Origin of the sequence: Streptomyces sp. GS7, assembly GCF_009834125.1 — a bacterium.
Taxonomy (GTDB): domain Bacteria; phylum Actinomycetota; class Actinomycetes; order Streptomycetales; family Streptomycetaceae; genus Streptomyces.
Genome location: NZ_CP047146.1, coordinates 1,716,723 through 1,732,452, shown reverse-complemented (window position 1 = coordinate 1,732,452; position 15,730 = coordinate 1,716,723). Strand labels below are relative to the sequence as shown.

The 15,730-nt window shown below is 72.5% G+C and carries 15 protein-coding genes; 9 read left to right on the top strand and 6 right to left on the bottom strand.

The genetic code is table 11. From position 1 onward, the window contains the following. Window positions 1-110: 110 nt before the first annotated feature. The gene (locus GR130_RS07290; protein ID WP_159503940.1) at window positions 111-1,127 is read right to left on the bottom strand and encodes an aldo/keto reductase; all 1,017 of its coding nucleotides are present in this window, start codon (window positions 1,125-1,127) and stop codon (window positions 111-113) included. A 6-nt stretch (window positions 1,128-1,133) separates the two neighbouring features. Continuing rightward, the gene (locus tag GR130_RS07285) at window positions 1,134-1,649 is read right to left on the bottom strand and encodes a MerR family transcriptional regulator (protein WP_443043581.1); all 516 of its coding nucleotides are present in this window, start codon (window positions 1,647-1,649) and stop codon (window positions 1,134-1,136) included. 187 nt (window positions 1,650-1,836) lie between these two features. Between GR130_RS07285 and GR130_RS07280 the strand changes: the two genes are divergently transcribed. After that, complete coding sequence (locus GR130_RS07280; RefSeq protein ID WP_159503939.1) at window positions 1,837-2,655, top strand: serine hydrolase domain-containing protein; 819 nt, start codon at window positions 1,837-1,839, stop codon at window positions 2,653-2,655. Between the two features lie 61 nt (window positions 2,656-2,716). Here the strand turns inward: GR130_RS07280 and GR130_RS07275 are convergent, their stop codons facing one another. Continuing rightward, window positions 2,717-3,388 (bottom strand): pirin family protein, encoded by a 672-nt coding sequence (locus tag GR130_RS07275; RefSeq protein ID WP_201304825.1) that lies wholly within the window; start codon window positions 3,386-3,388, stop codon window positions 2,717-2,719. A gap of 57 nt (window positions 3,389-3,445) precedes the next feature. On the opposite strand from GR130_RS07275, the gene GR130_RS07270 reads away from it, so the two are divergent. The 5 genes from GR130_RS07270 to GR130_RS07250 all read left to right on the top strand — a co-directional run bounded on the left by GR130_RS07270 (window position 3,446) and on the right by GR130_RS07250 (window position 8,438). Next, complete coding sequence (locus GR130_RS07270) at window positions 3,446-4,630, top strand: PucR family transcriptional regulator (protein ID WP_043264201.1); 1,185 nt, start codon at window positions 3,446-3,448, stop codon at window positions 4,628-4,630. An 89-nt stretch (window positions 4,631-4,719) separates the two neighbouring features. Further along, the gene (locus GR130_RS07265; RefSeq protein ID WP_159503938.1) at window positions 4,720-5,655 is read left to right on the top strand and encodes an ACP S-malonyltransferase; all 936 of its coding nucleotides are present in this window, start codon (window positions 4,720-4,722) and stop codon (window positions 5,653-5,655) included. A 13-nt stretch (window positions 5,656-5,668) separates the two neighbouring features. Further along, the gene (locus GR130_RS07260) at window positions 5,669-6,715 is read left to right on the top strand and encodes a ketoacyl-ACP synthase III (RefSeq protein ID WP_159503937.1); all 1,047 of its coding nucleotides are present in this window, start codon (window positions 5,669-5,671) and stop codon (window positions 6,713-6,715) included. A 111-nt stretch (window positions 6,716-6,826) separates the two neighbouring features. Then, complete coding sequence (locus tag GR130_RS07255) at window positions 6,827-7,075, top strand: acyl carrier protein (RefSeq protein ID WP_016572342.1); 249 nt, start codon at window positions 6,827-6,829, stop codon at window positions 7,073-7,075. A 76-nt stretch (window positions 7,076-7,151) separates the two neighbouring features. Continuing rightward, complete coding sequence (locus tag GR130_RS07250; RefSeq protein WP_159503936.1) at window positions 7,152-8,438, top strand: beta-ketoacyl-[acyl-carrier-protein] synthase family protein; 1,287 nt, start codon at window positions 7,152-7,154, stop codon at window positions 8,436-8,438. Window positions 8,439-8,508: 70 nt separating this feature from the next. Here the strand turns inward: GR130_RS07250 and GR130_RS07245 are convergent, their stop codons facing one another. Further along, complete coding sequence (locus GR130_RS07245; protein WP_159503935.1) at window positions 8,509-9,399, bottom strand: NAD(P)-dependent oxidoreductase; 891 nt, start codon at window positions 9,397-9,399, stop codon at window positions 8,509-8,511. A gap of 56 nt (window positions 9,400-9,455) precedes the next feature. Beyond that, the gene (locus tag GR130_RS07240) at window positions 9,456-9,950 is read right to left on the bottom strand and encodes a DUF3145 domain-containing protein (protein ID WP_043264207.1); all 495 of its coding nucleotides are present in this window, start codon (window positions 9,948-9,950) and stop codon (window positions 9,456-9,458) included. Window positions 9,951-10,275: 325 nt separating this feature from the next. Between GR130_RS07240 and GR130_RS07235 the strand changes: the two genes are divergently transcribed. Then, window positions 10,276-11,199: an SGNH/GDSL hydrolase family protein gene (locus GR130_RS07235; RefSeq protein WP_159503934.1), complete on the top strand. Its 924-nt coding sequence runs from the start codon at window positions 10,276-10,278 to the stop codon at window positions 11,197-11,199. A 218-nt stretch (window positions 11,200-11,417) separates the two neighbouring features. Next, entirely contained in the window at window positions 11,418-12,119 is a 702-nt protein-coding gene (locus GR130_RS07230) for a DUF4097 family beta strand repeat-containing protein (RefSeq protein ID WP_159503933.1), read from the top strand. Here the strand turns inward: GR130_RS07230 and GR130_RS07225 are convergent. Continuing rightward, window positions 12,106-14,667 carry a beta-glucosidase family protein gene (locus GR130_RS07225; RefSeq protein WP_159503932.1) on the bottom strand — a complete coding sequence of 854 codons (2,562 nt, stop codon included), beginning with the start codon at window positions 14,665-14,667 and terminating at the stop codon, window positions 12,106-12,108. The genes GR130_RS07230 and GR130_RS07225 overlap by 14 nt on opposite strands. A 146-nt stretch (window positions 14,668-14,813) precedes the next feature. Here GR130_RS07225 and GR130_RS07220 point away from each other — a divergent pair, with 146 nt between their 5' ends. Then, window positions 14,814-15,533 carry a TetR/AcrR family transcriptional regulator gene (locus GR130_RS07220; RefSeq protein ID WP_236572902.1) on the top strand — a complete coding sequence of 240 codons (720 nt, stop codon included), beginning with the start codon at window positions 14,814-14,816 and terminating at the stop codon, window positions 15,531-15,533. Window positions 15,534-15,730 lie beyond the last annotated feature (197 nt).

Sequence of the window (15,730 nt, the reverse complement as noted above, 5' to 3'; positions counted from 1 at the left end):
GCACCCGAAGGCACCGGGGCGCCGTACGGCGCCGGGGCCCGGTCCCGCCGAACACCCGGCATCCGGCGGCCCGTTGGGCCCGCCGCGCCGGCGCCGTGGTTCCGGCCCGGTTACTCCCGGCCGGCCGACGTGAACGTCATGTCGGCGTACCGGTCCCCCGCCACCCGGCCCGCGATCGGCTCCAGCAGCGCCAGGTCCTGCTCGCCGAGCGCGAGCCGCGTGGCGCCGGTGTTCTCCTCGATCCGGCGGCGCTTGCTCGTGCCGGGGATCGGGACGACCGTCAGCCCGCGGGCGGCGGCCTGGTGGTGCACCCACGCCAGCGCGACCTGGCCGAGCGTCGCGCCATGGGCGTCCGCGATCTTCCGGACCGGTTCCAGCAGGGCGGCGTTGGCGGCGGCGTTGTCACCCGTGAAGCGGGGCTGCCGGCGGCGGAAGTCGTCCTCGCCCAGCTCCGTGTCGGCGTGCACGAAGGAGCCGGTCAGGAAGCCGCGGCCGAGCGGCGAGTACGGGACGAGGGCGACGCCGAGGCCGGCCGCGGCCGCAACCACGCTCTGCTCGATGTCGCGGCTGAAGAGCGACCACTCGGACTGGACCGCCGCGATGGGGTGGACGGCGTGTGCGGCACGCAGCTCGGAGGCGGTCACCTCGCTCAGCCCCAGATGCCTGACCTTGCCCTCGGTCACCAACTCGGCCATCGCGCCGACCGATTCCTCGATCGGGACGTTCACATCGCGGCGGTGCATGTAGTAGAGGTCGATCACGTCGACGCCGAGGCGCCGCAGGCTGGCCTCGACGGCCTGCCGGACGTAGGCGCGGTCGTTGCGGACGGCGCGGGTGTAGGGCTGGTCCGGATTGCTGACCAGCGCGAACTTGGTGGCCAGCACCACCTCGTCGCGGTGCGCCTGGATGAAGGGGGCGATGAACTTCTCGTTCTCGCCCGCGCCGTAGACATCGGCGGTGTCGTAGAGCGTGACGCCCAGTTCGAGGGCGCGCTCCAGGGTGGCCCGTGCCTCGTCGGCGTCGGTCGGCCCATAGGCCCAGCTCATGCCCATGCAGCCGAGGCCCTGGACCCCCACCCGCGGGCCGCCGGTGCCCAGCTCCACCGTGCCGATCTTCTCGCTCCCCATGAGACCTCAGAACCTCTCGGACGCCCGCCGGGCGTCGGCATAGATGTCGATCTTGTAGTCGAGTACGTCCAGCGTGCTCTGCAGCTCGGCTATCCGCTGCCGTACGTCCTCGCGGTGCTCGGTCAGCAACCGCTCGCGCTCGGCGAAGGTGCTCTCGCCGGCCCGCACCAGCTCCGCGTAACGGACCATGTCGGCGACCGGCATGCCGGTCAGCCGCAGCTTGGCGACCAGATTCAGCCAGTCCAGATCGCGGTTGGTGAAGCGGCGCTGCCCTGTGTGCGTACGGTCCACATGCGGCATCAGGCCGATCCGCTCGTACCAGCGCAGGGTGTGCGCGCTCAGGCCGGTGTGCTCGGCCACCTCGCTGATCGTGTACCGGTCGTGGCCGGTGGGACGCGGATGGGCGGGCGAGGTCGCGCACCCCTGCAGCGTCGCCGGCCGCGGCCGGGGGCACGGCACCTCCGGCAGCCCCCTGGTCATGGTCGCGCCGTCGGTCGCCGGCCCGCTCTGCGTCACGGTCATACCGCGTCTCCCCCTCTTCGCCGGATGGCTCGTTCGTCCCCAGACACCGCGCCGCCGTCCGGACTCTGGTCGGATGCCTCTCGACCTCCCCAACGCTAGAGACCTGGAGTGCACTCCAAGCAAGCGCCGATCGCGGAGAGACTTGACCGGAATTTGAGGCCGTCAGGGCACCCCGTAGGCTCGGACCATGGAGAGCCTGCGGATGATCGAGAACTGGCCGGTGCCCACCGCCTCGGCCGCCGTCGTACGAGCCGATGGCTCGGTGGCCGGAGCGTACGGCCCGCTGGAGCACCGCTTCCCGCTGGCGTCGGTCACCAAGCCGCTGGCCGCCTACGCCGCGCTGCTCGCCGTCGAGGAGGGCGCCGTCGAACTGGACGAACCGGCCGGTCCCGAGGGTGCCACGGTCCGTCATCTGCTCGCCCACACCTCAGGGCTGGCCTTCGACGAGCAGCGCGCGATGGCCGCGCCAGGCACGCGCCGAATATATTCCAACGCCGGTTTCGAGGCGCTCGGCGACCACATCGCCAAGGCGACCGACATCCCCTTCCCGCAGTATCTGCACGAGGCGGTGCTCACCCCGCTCGGCATGACCGCGACGGACCTGCAGGGCTCACCGGCCAAGGACGGCGTCTCCACGGTCGCGGACCTGATCCGCTTCGCGGCCGAACTCCAGGCGCCCCGGCTGCTCGCGCCGCAGACGCTCGCGGCGGCGACCGGGGTCGCCTTCCCGGGGCTCACCGGCGTGCTGCCGGGCTACGGCCACCAGAAGCCCAACGACTGGGGGCTGGGCTTCGAGATCCGCGACGGGAAGTCGCCGCACTGGACGGGCGCCGGGTCCTCGCCGCGCACCTTCGGGCACTTCGGGCAGTCGGGGACGTTCCTGTGGGTGGACCCGGACGCGCGGGCGGCGTGCGTCGCGCTGACCGACCGGGACTTCGGGCCGTGGGCCATCGAGGCATGGCCGAAACTGACCGATGCGGTACTAGCCGAACTGGCCGCCCACTGACCGCTCCGGGGCCCGGTACGGAGTGAGCGGCACCCGGCCCTCCCGTATGCCGCCCGCTCCCCTATCCGTAGACCGACTCCGGCCGCATCTCCCACACCAGGCACTCCGCCGCCGTCAGCCCCACCAGCTCCAGCCCTTCGGCGTCCGTGATCCGCGCCGCGTCGCCGGCCGCCAGGCGCTCCGATCCGAGCCGCACCGCACCGCGTGCCACCTGCACGTACACCCGGGCGGCATCCGGGAGGGCGGTGCGCTCGCCGTCCGCGAGGCGGCGCACGTGCAACATGGCGCCGGCCCGCGGCAGCGCGTACGGGGTGCCGTCGGCGATACCGCGGACCACCTCGTACGACGGGTCGCCCCCGTGGGAGAGCGGGGCCAGCCACATCTGGACGAAGCACAGCGGCTCCGCACCGGAGTTGCGCTCGACGTGCCGCACGCCACCGGCCGAGCTGAGCCGCTGGAGGTCGCCGGGGCGTACGGTCGTTTCGTGGCCCGCCGAATCGCGGTGGGTCAGTTCGCCCTCGACGACCCAGGTGACGATCTCGGTGTCCCGGTGCGGATGCTCGTCGAAGCCGGCGCCGGGCGCGAGGCGCTCCTCGTTGCAGGCGATCAGCGCGCCGAAACGCAGGTTCTCCGGGTCGTAGTGGGGCCCGAAGGAGAACGCGTGCAGCGACGTGATCCCGCCGTCCGCGTCGCCGCCCCGATAGCGTTCCTCACCTCTGCGCACCTGAATCATCGGCCCACCGTAGCCCCGCCGCCGCACCCCCTCATCCCGATAGGGCAGGCTTGTCCCGTGTCTGAACCCGCATCGCGCGACGCGCACCCGCACTCGGCGACCCTCCGGCGCCTGGAGAACTCGTCCGGCAAACTGGCGGCGGCGGCCATCTCCCGTATGGACGCCACGCTGCCGTGGTACCGCGCGATGCCCCCGGAGAACCGTTCCTGGATCGGGCTGGTCGCGCAGGCCGGTATCGCCGCCTTCACCGAGTGGTTCCGGCACCCCGAGACGCCGCAGGCGATCAGCACCGACGTCTTCGGCACGGCACCCCGCGAGCTGACCCGGGCGATCACCCTGCGGCAGACCGTGGAGATGGTCCGCACGACGATCGAGGTCATGGAGGCCGCGATCGACGATGTCGCGGCGCCGGGCGACGAGTCCGTGCTGCGCGAGGCGCTGCTGGTCTACGCCCGGGAGATCGCCTTCGCCACCGCCCAGGTCTACGCGCAGGCCGCCGAGGCGCGCGGCGCCTGGGACGCGCGGCTGGAGTCGCTGGTGGTCAACGCGGTGCTCTCCGGGGAGGCCGACGAGGGCGCGGTCTCGCGGGCCGCGGCGCTGGGCTGGAACGCGCCGGAGCATGTGTGCGTGGTACTGGGCACCGCCCCGGACGGGGACAGCGAGCTGACCGTCGAGGCGATCCGGCGGGCCGCCCGGCACGCCAAACTCCAGGTGCTGACCGGGGTCCTGGGCAGCCGCCTGGTGGTGATCGCGGGCGGCTCGGACAACCCGCTCAAGGCCGCGAAGGCGCTGATCGGCCCCTATGCCGCGGGGCCCGTGGTGGCCGGCCCGGTGGTCTCCGACCTGCTCGCCGCGACCCGCTCGGCGCAGGCCGCGGCGGCCGGGCTGCGGGCCTGCGCCGCGTGGCCGGACGCCCCGCGGCCGGTGCTCGCCGACGATCTGCTGCCGGAGCGCGCGATGGCCTCGGACCCGGTCGCGCGCGAGCAGTTGGTGGAGGAGATCTACAGACCGCTGGAGGAAGCGGGGTCGGCTCTCCTGGAGACGCTGAGCGTCTATCTGGAGCAGGCCAGCAGTCTGGAGGGCGCCGCCCGGATGTTGTTCGTCCACCCCAACACCGTGCGCTATCGGCTGCGTCGTGTGACGGACGTCACCGGCTGGTCACCGTCGGATGTGCGCTCGGCCTTTACGCTGCGTATCGCGCTGATTCTGGGGCGTCTGGCTGACGGTGAGGCGCAACCCTAGACTTTTGTCGGACACCAACAATTCCCCCGATGGTTCTTCGTCCCTGTCCCCACGGGCGGGCGGGACCTCCCCCAAGAGAGAGTGTGAGGGTGCTCGTACTCGTCGCTCCCGGCCAAGGCGCTCAGACGCCCGGCTTCCTGATCCCCTGGCTCGACCTCCCCGGAGTCGAGGACCAGCTCCGTGAGTGGTCCGACGCTATCGACCTGGACCTCGTCCACTACGGCACCAAGGCCACCGAAGACGAGATCCGCGACACCGCGGTCGCCCAGCCGCTGCTGGTGGCGGCCTCCCTGATCTCCGCGCGGCAGCTGTTCGCGACCGCCGACGACGTCGCCGCCCAGGTGGGCGCGGCGGCCGGGCACAGCGTCGGCGAGCTGGCCGCCGCGGCACTGACCGGCGCCGTCTCCGACGGCGCCGCGATGAGCCTGGTGCGCCGCCGCGGGCAGGCCATGGCCGAGGCCGCCGCGGTCACCGAGACCGGTATGGCGGCGCTGCTCGGCGGCGACGAGGCCGTCGTGCTGCCCCACCTGGAGAAGCTCGGCCTGACGCCGGCGAACGTGAACGGCGCCGGCCAGATCGTGGCCGCGGGCACCGCCGAGCAGATCGCCGCGCTGGTCGAGAACAAGCCGGAAGGCACCCGCCGGGTCGTGCCGTTGAAGGTCGCCGGCGCGTTCCATACTCACCACATGGCACCCGCCGTTTCGGCCCTGGAGTCGGCCACCGCGGAGCTGGCGGTCGCCGACCCGCTCACCCGTTACGTCTCCAACAAGGACGGACAGGTGGTCACTTCCGGCCGGGAACTGGTGCAGCGGCTGGTGGGCCAGGTGGCCAACCCGGTGCGCTGGGACCGGTGCATGGAGACCTTCAAGGAGCTCGGCGTCACCGCGCTGATCGAGGCGGCCCCGGGCGGCACGCTCACCGGCCTGGCCAAGCGCGCCCTGCCCGGCGTGAAGACGCTGGCCCTCAAGACGCCCGACGATCTCGATGCGGCCCGCGAGCTCATCGCCGCGGTATCGGCCGAATAGGAGTCCGAAGCGCATGACCTCGAAGATCAAGCCCTCCAAGGGCGCCCCGTACGCGCGCATCATGGGTGTCGGCGGCTACCGCCCGACCCGTGTCGTGCCCAACGAGGAGATCCTCAAGCACATCGACTCGTCCGACGAGTGGATCCGCTCGCGCTCGGGCATCGCCACGCGCCACTGGGCGGGCCCCGACGAGACCGTCGCGACGATGTCGGTCGAGGCGGCCGGCAAGGCCATCGCCGACGCCGGCATCACGCCCGAGCAGATCGACGCGGTGGTCGTCTCCACGGTCTCCCACTTCAAGCAGACCCCGGCCATCGCGACCGAGATCGCGCACCTGATCGGCGCGGGCAAGCCGGCCGCGTTCGACATCTCCGCCGGCTGCGCGGGCTTCGGCTACGGGCTGACGCTGGCCAAGGGCATGGTCACCGAGGGCTCCGCCGGGCACGTCCTGGTCATCGGCGTCGAGCGGCTCTCGGACCTGACGGACCTGGAGGACCGCGCGACGGCCTTCCTGTTCGGCGACGGCGCCGGCGCGGTGATCGTCGGCCCCGCCACCGAGCCCGCGATCGGCCCGACCGTGTGGGGCTCGGAGGGCGACAAGGCCGAGACCATCAAGCAGACCATCGCCTGGGACGCGTACCGCACCACGCCGGTGCCCGGCGGTGACGGCCCGGGGGAGCGCACCGCCCCCGAGGCGATCCGCTACCCCGCCATCACCCAGGAAGGCCAGGCGGTCTTCCGCTGGGCGGTGTTCGAGATGGCGAAGGTCGCCCAGCAGGCGCTGGACGCGGCCGGGGTCAGCCCGGACGACCTGGACGTCTTCATTCCGCACCAGGCCAACATGCGGATCATCGACTCGATGGTGAAGACTCTGAAGCTGCCGGAGAGCGTGACGGTCGCCCGCGACGTGGAGACCACCGGCAACACCTCGGCCGCCTCGATTCCGCTCGCCATGGAGCGGCTCCTGGCGACCGGTCAGGCCAAGAGCGGGGACACCGCGCTGGTCATCGGCTTCGGGGCGGGTCTCGTGTACGCCGCGACGGTCGTTACTCTCCCCTAGGCAAGATCTGCGCAGCACGGCACCAAGCAGTAAGTGTCGGTTGCTGTCCAGAGCTTCACCGCTTCACCGTAAAAAGCAGTTTCCCCCTAAAATGACCGAAGGAGCGCCATCATGGCCGCCACTCAGGAAGAGATCGTCAAGGGTCTCGCCGAGATCGTGAACGAGATCGCCGGCATCCCCACCGAGGACGTCCAGGTGGACAAGTCCTTCACCGACGACCTGGACGTTGACTCGCTGTCCATGGTCGAGGTCGTCGTCGCCGCCGAGGAGCGCTTCGACGTGAAGATCCCGGACGACGACGTCAAGAACCTCAAGACCGTCGGCGACGCGACCGACTACATCCTCAAGCACCAGTCCTGATCTGGCGCAGCGCATGTCGCCACCCCGCGGTGGCGCCGTCGATTCAGACCCCTCTACCCGTGGAGTAAGAATTCCCGTGAACGCGACCAATCGCACCGTGGTCGTCACCGGTATCGGCGCAACCACACCGCTGGGTGGCGACAGCGCTTCAACCTGGGAGGCCCTGCTCGCCGGCACGTCCGGTGTGGGCAGCCTCGACCAGGAGTGGGCAGCCGAACTGCCCGTCCGGATCGCCGCGCAGGCCGCCGTCGATCCGGCCGACGTCCTGCCCCGGGCCCAGGCCCGCAAGTTGGACCGCTCGGCACAGTTCGCGCTGATCGCGGCCCGTGAAGCCTGGGCGGACGCCGGTTTCACCGCCAAGGCCGGCGAGCCGGACTCCGGCGCCGGCGCGGCCGGCTCGGTCAACCCGGACCGGCTGGGCACCGTCATCGCCTCCGGCATCGGCGGCGTGACCACCCTGCTCGGCCAGTACGACGTGCTCAAGGAGAAGGGCGTCCGCCGCGTCTCCCCGCACACCGTCCCGATGCTGATGCCGAACGGGCCGTCCGCCAACGTCGGCCTGGACGTCAACGCCCGCGCCGGTGTGCACACCCCGGTCAGCGCCTGCGCGTCCGGCTCCGAGGCCATCGGCTACGCCATCGAGATGATCCGTACGGGCCGTGCCGACATCGTCGTCGCGGGCGGTACGGAGGCGGCCATCCACCCGCTGCCGATCGCCGCGTTCGGCAACATGATGGCGATGTCGAAGAACAACGAGGACCCGCAGGGCGCCTCCCGCCCGTTCGACACCGAGCGCAACGGCTTCGTCCTCGGCGAGGGCGCCGGCGTGATCGTCCTGGAGTCGGCCGAGCACGCCGCCAAGCGCGGTGCCCGGGTCTACGCCGAGGCCGTCGGCCAGGGCATCTCCGCCGACAGCCACGACATCGTGCAGCCCGAGCCGTCCGGCAACGGCATCGCGCACGCGCTGCAGAACCTGCTCGACAGCAGCGACCTCGACCCGGCCGAGATCGTGCACGTCAACGCGCACGCCACCTCGACCCCGCAGGGCGACCTGGCCGAACTGAAGGCGCTGCGCAAGGTCTTCGGCGACGACGTCGACCACATGGCGGTCTCCGCGACCAAGTCGATGACCGGTCACCTCCTGGGTGGCGCGGGCGGCATCGAGACGGTCGCCTCGATCCTGGCGCTGTACCACCGGACGGCGCCGCCGACGATCAACATCGAGAACCTCGACCCGGAGGCGGACGCGGACATCGTCCGCGGCGAGCCCCGCGCGCTGCCGGCCGAGGGCCGGGTCGCGGCGCTGAACGACTCGTTCGGCTTCGGCGGCCACAACGTGGTGCTGGCGTTCCGTACGGTCTGACCCCGTCGTCCGCAACGGGCCCGCCCGGTCACCGACCGGGCGGGCCCGCGCGTTTGCGGGCGGGCTCTGGTCAGCCGTCGAAGCTGGCGTAGTACGCCGCCGAGCCGTCCTCGTCGCCGTGCCCCTGCTCCTCGGCACGGCGGAAGCGCTCCGCGGCGCCGGCCACCAGGTCCACCCGTACGCCGGCCGCCCCGGCGGCCTCCGTGATGAGCCGGACGTCCTTGCGCGCCGCGGACACCGTGAAGCTCGCCGGGAAGTCCCCGGACAGGATCATCTCCGCCTTCATCCGCAGATACGGCATGTCGAGCGCCCCGCCCGCGACCGTGGCCAGGAAGTCCCGGGGGTCGACACCGAGCCCCTCGGCGAGCGCCAGGGCCTCCCCCGTGCCGCTGATGACGGTGAGCACCCAGGTGTTGACGACGAGCTTGAGGCGGCTGGCGGCGCCGCCGGTACCGTCCTCGCCGACCCATTGGGTGCGGCTGCCGACGATGTCGAAGACCCGCCCCGCGCGCTCCCGCAGCTCCTGCGGACCGGCGGCCAGGATGGTCAACTCGCCCTTTTCCGCGGGTGCCTTGGTGCCCACCACGGGGGCGTCGACGAACCGCAGGTCGTGTTCGGCGGCGAACCGGGCGAGGGGGACGAGCGCTTCGGGGCCCACTGTGCTCATCTGGAGCCAGAGGGTGCCGGGGGCGAGCCGCGGGGCGGCCTGCCGCAGGGCGTCCAGGACGGCGGGACCGTCGAGCAGCATGGTGAGGACGACATCGGCGCCGTCCACCGCCTCCGCCGGGGTGTCGGTGATACGGGCCCCGTCGGCGGCCAGTGGCTCGGCCTTGGCGCGGGTGCGGTTCCAGGCGCGGACGTCCAGCCCGGCACGGGCGAGGTTGCGGGCCATCGCGGCGCCCATGATCCCGGTGCCGAGCACGGCGACTGACGGTGCGTGGGAATTGTTGTTGTCGGCCATGGCGGCACGCTAGGCCGTGGAGGGCGCTCGAAGGCAACCGCGGCCGGATGTCGCCGTCACACGACCTGATGGAGCCAGCGGACAGGCGCGCCCTCCCCGGCGTACCGGAAGGGCTCCAGTTCGTCGTCCCAGGGCTTGCCGAGCAGCTTGGCGACCTCGTCGGCCAGCTCGGTCTCACCTCGGGCGGAGCGGTCGGCGGCGGCGCGCAGCCGGTCCTCGGGGATGAGGATGTCGCCGTGGATGCCGGTGACCGCGTGGAAGATGCCCAGGTCGGGGGTGGAGCTGTAGCGCTCGCCCTCGGCGGTGGAGCAGGGCTCGGCGGTCACCTCGAAGCGGAGCAGGTGCCAGCCGCGCAGTGCGGAGGCGAGCTTGGAGGCGGTGCCGGCCTCGCCCTGCCAGGAGAACTCCGCTCTCCAGGTGCCGGGCGCCGCCGGCTGGCGGATCCAGTCGAGGTTGACGCGCACCCCGAGGACGCCCGCCACTGCCCATTCGACGTGCGGGCACAGCGCGCGCGGAGCGGAGTGGACGTACAGAACTCCACGTGTCGTCACCGGGACCTCCCGTGCGGTTCGAGGTTCGCCTTCCCCAGCGGCCTCGTGCCCGTTCCGGTTACGGCCGGGACAGTTGCCGACATTCTGCCCCAGTGATCACTTCGGCACCAGCATGCCAGGTGACCTACAGTAAACACCATGAGGCGGAATTTGCCGCAAAAGGGACAGGAAATGACGTGATGTCATTTGCCTGCACCGACTGCACTTGCCACTTTGGGTCACAGACCGGCAGTTACAGGGCAAAGCTACCGCGCGGCACCGGACGGCAAGTGACGTACCGTCGGTACCGGAAGAGATATCACTCGCACGCCGGAGGGGACAGGGGATGACGACGATCAATCGGCCCGTTCGCCCTCGGCGTCACCGCCTCGCGGCCCGCGCGGGGCTGGCCGCGGCCACCGCCACCGTGCTGCTGGCCGCGCTCACCGGCTGTGGCGGCGACGGCGGTTCCGGCACCGCGCACGGCGGGGCGAAGACCAAGCACCCCGCCGCGAAACGGGCACCCGCATGGCGCACGGACCCCCACTCGATCGCCGCCCTCGGCGACTCCATCACCGTCGGCTTCGACGCCTGCACGGTGCTCTCCGACTGCCCCGAGGTCTCCTGGGCCACCGGCACCGACCCCAGGGTCGACAGCCTCGCCCGGCGGCTGGTGAAGGCGAACCCCGCCGCGCACAGCTGGAACTACGCCCGGACCGGCGCCCTGATGAGCGATCTGCCGGAGCAGATCACCGAGGCCGCCGCGCGCCGGCCCGAGCTGGTCACGCTCCTGATCGGCGCCAATGACGCCTGCCGCAGCGACGTACGGGCGATGACCTCCCAGGCTGCCTTCCGCGCCGGCTTCGAGCGGTCCATGAAGACGTTGCGGCGGGCGCTGCCGCACACCCAGGTGTATGTCGCCGCGGTGCCCGATCTGCTGCGGCTGTGGTCCGAGGGGCGCAAGAACCCGCTCGGCAAGCAGGTGTGGAAGCTGGGCATCTGCGGGTCGATGCTGCGCGACCCGGACGATCTGACGAAGCCGGCGCAAGACCGGCGGAACGGGGTCCGGGAGCGGGTCATGGCGTACAACGAGGCGCTGTCGGAGGTCTGCGCCCGGGACGCGCTGTGCCGGTTCGACCGGTCGGTCTTCGACTACCGCTTCACCGAGCGGCAGTTGAGCACCTGGGACTGGTTCCACCCGGGCGCCCGCGGCCAGCAGCAGCTGGCGGAGCTGGCGTTCCGGACGATCACCCGCCGGGAGAACGCGTGAGGGACGCGGTGCCCTTAGGGGTATCCCTGAGACGTCAGGGATACCCCTAAGGGCACCGCGGCGCAGGTCATACCCTGCGGGGACGGGGAAGGTCATACCGTGCGGCGACGAACGCGGGGCGCGGGGACGGAACGATGAGGGGTGAGCGGTTCCGGCATGGTCCGCGCCGCTCCGATCTGTTCCGACCTGTTCGTCACCTGTCCCGGGGGGAAAACGCCATGGCCCGTCTCCGCGCCTCTCATCTCGTGCTGCCGAGCGCGGCACTGACCGTCCTGATGACCGGCTGCTCGCTGACGATCGGTCCGCCGAAGACCGCGGAGCGGACGTACGGCGTCGACGGCAAGGTCGGCGCACTGTCGGCGACGACCCACGGCGGGGACATCGAGATCGTGCCGATCGACGCCGGGGGATCGGTCAAAGTGACGGAGAAGTACAAGTACGACGGGCAGAAGCCCACCCCCACCCACACGGTCAAGGACGGCACGCTGACGCTGACGGCCGGGGACTGCCCGGAGACCGGCCGCCGCTGCGAGGTGAGCTACCGCGTGCTGCTGCCGCGCAGCGCCTCGGTCGATCTGCACACCAACGGCGGCGACATCACCGTCCACGGCGCCTCGGGCGGCATCAGCGCGGAGACCAGCGGCGGCGACATCACCGTCGCCGACTCCACGGCCCGTACGGCGAAGGTGAAGACCAGCGGCGGGGATGTGGATCTCGCGCTGGCCGCGGTGCCCGACGAGGTGTCGGGGCGGACCAGCGGAGGCAATGTCACCATCCGGCTGCCGAAGGGCTCGTACGCGGTCCAGGCGGTGACGAGCGGCGGGACCCGCAGGGTCTCCGTCCCGACGGATCCCGGCTCGGAGCACAAAATATCGGCGCGGACGAGCGGCGGTGACGTGTCGGTGCTCAGCCAGAAGTGACCTGCGCCGTCAGCCGGATGTCGTCGATGCTGTGCGCCGCCTCGACGGTGTAGACGCCCGGGACCCGGCGCCAATGGCCGTCCGGTTCCGACCAGACCTCGAAGGCCCGTGCCGGCAGGGGGATTTCGGTCTCGGCGCTCTCGCCGGGGCCCGCCTCGACGGCGGCGAAGCCGGCCAGCCAGCGGTCCGGGCGCTCGGGCGCGCCGGCGTCGGGGGCGGGGGCGGGGGCGAGGTAGATCTGGACGACCTCGCGGCCGGGACGCCGGCCGGTGTTGCGCAGCCGGACCCGGACCGAGTCGGGGGTGGTGTCCAGGGACTCGTACTCCCAGTCGGTGTAGCCGAGCCCGTGGCCGAAGGCGTACGCGGGCGCGACGGCGGACCGCTGCCAGGCCCGGTAGCCGATGAACAGCCCCTCCTCGTACGAAAGTCGGCCGTCGGCAGGGGTTACGGTGGTCACCGGGGCGTCGGCGAAGCGGGCAGGCCAGGTGGTGGGGAGCCGGCCGCCGGGTTCGTGCGAGCCGAGCAGGACGTCCGCCAGCGCGGCGCCCGCTTCCTGGCCGGGGAACCAGCTCAGCAGCACCGCGGGGACCTGTTCCCGCCACGGCAGCTCCACCGGCGAGCCGGCGTTGACGACCACGACGGTGCGGGGGTTGGCGGCGGCGACCCGGGTGACCAGCTCGTCCTGGCGGCCCGGCAGCGTCAGGTCCGTGCGGTCGAAGCCCTCCGATTCCACCTCCTCCGTCGTCGCGACGACGACGATCGCGGCATCGGCACCGGCCGCCGCGCGGACCGCCTCCTCGATCTCGGCGTCGGCGTCGAGCTGCGGCTCACGGTGCCCGAGTGCGAAGTTCAGGACGTCCAGGCCCTCGCCCAGGCCGAGGGCGCGGGGCACGAACCGCAGGGTGAGCGGCACGGTCCGGCCGGCCGTCAGCTCCGCGGTGACCCGGTGCTCCACGGGGTGCATGAACGCCTCGAACGGATCGCCGCCGGCCGGGGCGCACTGGTCGTCGAAGAGCACCGCGCCGTCGACGGTCAGCCGGAGGCGGCCGGTGCCCGAGACGGCCAGGGTGTGGCCGCCGGTGCGCTGCGGGGTGTAGCTGCCGGTGAGTTCGACGGCGTGCAGGCTCTGCCGGGTGACGCCGTCGGGGAGGCTGCCCATCACCTGGACCTGACCGTCGAACTGCGCGTTCTCGGCCAGCAGTTGCCCGTCGGCGGCCAGGTAGCGGGCACGCAGGGTGAATCCGTCACGGGCGTACGGGACCCGGGTGCGCGGGTCGGCGCCGGTCGCGAAGGTGACCTCCACGCCGTCGGGGAGCGCGGCCCGCAGTCCGGCGAGCGGGGAGACGATCTGCTCGGGGAAGACGGTGGCGGAGCCGCCGCCGAGCACCCGGGCGTCGCGGGCAGCCGCCCCGACGACGGCGATGCGGCGCATGACGGAGGCGTCGAGGGGAAGAGCACGGCGGGTACGGCCTGCCGGGTCGGCGCCCTGCGCCGCGCCGCCCGCCGGCTCGCCGGCCAACTGCCCGTCGCCGACGGGCTCGTTGCGCAGCAGGACGACCGCGCGGCGGGCGAGGTCGCGGGCCACGGCCCGGCCGTCGATGCCCTGCGGCACGTCGGCCGGCGGCACGGCGGGCGGTGCCCCGTCCAGGCAGCCGGTGCGGGCGGCGAGCAGCAGCACCCGGCGGACCGCGTCGTCGACCTCCGCCTCCGCGACCTCGCCCGCGCGGACGGCCGCCGCGAGCGGGGGGCCGAAGACCGTGCGGGGCCCCGGCATCGCCACGTCCAGGCCGCCGCGCAGCGCGCGCACGGTGTGCCGGGCCGCCACCCAGTCGGAGACGTTGCAGCCGTCGAAGCCCCATTCGCCGCGCAGCACTTCGGCGACGAGCGGGCGGTGTTCGGTCATCGTCGCACCGTTGACCTGGTTGTAGGCGGTCATGATGCCCCAGGGGCGGGCGGTCTTGACGATGTGCTCGAAGGGGGCGAGATACAGCTCGCGCAGCGGGCGCGGGGCGATGCGGTTGTCGACCGTGAAGCGGTCGGTCTCGGCGTCGTTGCCGACGAAGTGCTTGACCGTCGTACCGACCCCGCCCTCCTGCACGCCCCGCACATATCCGGCGCCGATCACGCCGGTCAGCAGCGGGTCTTCCGAGTAGCACTCGAAGTGCCGCCCGCCGAGCGGCGAGCGGTGCAGGTTGACGGTCGGCGCCAGGAGGACATGGACGCCCTTGCGGCGGGCCTCCTGTGCGAGCAGTTGGCCGGCCCGGCGGGCGAGTTCGGGGTCCCAGGTGGCGGCCAGGGCCGTGGGGCTGGGCAGGGCGATCGACGGGTCCTCGGCGCTCCACTGCCCGCCCCGCACGCCGATCGGGCCATCCGACATCACCAGCGACCGCAGCCCGATCGCGGGCACGGCGGGCAGGGTCCACATGTCCTGGCCGGACAGCAGCCGGGCCTTGGTGTCCAGGTCGAGAGCGTCGAGCGCCCGCTCCACCACGGCGGAGTAGTCGTGGAGCCGGGTGTGGCTGCGGTGGGTACGGGGCTGGTCGGTCATCTGCGGCGCTCCCTTGACTGGACGTGCGGGCCCCCTGGCCGAATTCTCACCTCCCTACCGTGCACACGGTAGGGATCGTTAGCAGTACGTTACATATAGGGGGTGTAGAGCACTGAGAGTGCATGCGGGAGAGTTACGCTCGGCTCGTGAGCGCACGAGATCAGGGCCTCTCCCGGGGACCCCGGAGGGGCGGCGGCGGACGGGAGGTCCAGGGCGCCGAGCGGCGTGCGGCGATCATGGAGGCCGCCATGGAGCTGATCGCCGAGCGCGGCTACCGCCGCACCTCCCTCGCCGCCATCGCCGAGCGCGCCGGGCTGACCCAGCAGGGGCTGCTGCACCACTTCCCGACGAAGGAGCTGCTGCTCATCGGCGTGCTGGAGGCGCGCGACCGCTGGGACGCGGCCGCCGCGGCGTCCGGCGCCTGGCGCACCGGCACCCTCGCCCAGCTCGTCGACTACAACGCCACCCGTCCCGGCATCGTCCAGACGTACACCGTGCTGTCGGCCGACAGCGTCACCGAGGACCATCCGGCACGCGAGTTCTTCGAGACCCGTTTCCGTGCCGTGCGCCGGGCGCTGGCCGGGGCGCTGCGGGCCGAGTTCGGCGACACCCTGCCCGGCGGGCTGACCCCGGAGCAGGCGGCGCCGCTGCTCGTCGCAGTGATGGACGGACTTCAGCTGCAATGGCTGCTGGACCCCGAGAACGTCGACATGCCCGCCGCGTTCCGGGATTTCCTGACGCTGCTCGGAAGCATGGCCGGACAGGACGACGAGCCCGCCGAAGAGCCGGGCCAGGGGACTACCGAGAAACCCGGCGCGGGGGCCGACCAGGGCCGGTCCGCCCCCGGCCCGCCGGACAGTCCCTAGGCCGGCGGGTCCGGCCAGGACCCGGGGGGGCAGGGCCGCCGGCGCGCTGCTGCGCGTACTGCCGCGTCCGGGGCGGGAGTTCAGAGGCGGCGGCAGGTGCGGCGGGCGAGGTGCCGGCGCAGCCGGGCTGGGCGGCAGGGCACGCCTGATGACGCGCACGGACGGGGCCCGGAGCGTGCGGGCGGGAGTTGTCCACA

Bases quoted from the DNA above. Each gene is read 5' to 3' on its own strand.
- GR130_RS07245 (WP_159503935.1), bottom strand. From the start codon at position 9,399: ATGGCCGACAACAACAATTCCCACGCACCGTCAGTCGCCGTGCTCGGC.
- GR130_RS07275 (WP_201304825.1), bottom strand. From the start codon at position 3,388: ATGATTCAGGTGCGCAGAGGTGAGGAACGCTATCGGGGCGGCGACGCG.
- GR130_RS07255 (WP_016572342.1), top strand. From the start codon at position 6,827: ATGGCCGCCACTCAGGAAGAGATCGTCAAGGGTCTCGCCGAGATCGTG.
- GR130_RS07230 (WP_159503933.1), top strand. From the start codon at position 11,418: ATGGCCCGTCTCCGCGCCTCTCATCTCGTGCTGCCGAGCGCGGCACTG.
- GR130_RS07285 (WP_443043581.1), bottom strand. From the start codon at position 1,649: ATGACCGTGACGCAGAGCGGGCCGGCGACCGACGGCGCGACCATGACC.
- GR130_RS07280 (WP_159503939.1), top strand. From the start codon at position 1,837: ATGGAGAGCCTGCGGATGATCGAGAACTGGCCGGTGCCCACCGCCTCG.
- GR130_RS07260 (WP_159503937.1), top strand. From the start codon at position 5,669: ATGACCTCGAAGATCAAGCCCTCCAAGGGCGCCCCGTACGCGCGCATC.
- GR130_RS07235 (WP_159503934.1), top strand. From the start codon at position 10,276: ATGACGACGATCAATCGGCCCGTTCGCCCTCGGCGTCACCGCCTCGCG.
- GR130_RS07290 (WP_159503940.1), bottom strand. From the start codon at position 1,127: ATGGGGAGCGAGAAGATCGGCACGGTGGAGCTGGGCACCGGCGGCCCG.
- GR130_RS07225 (WP_159503932.1), bottom strand. From the start codon at position 14,667: ATGACCGACCAGCCCCGTACCCACCGCAGCCACACCCGGCTCCACGAC.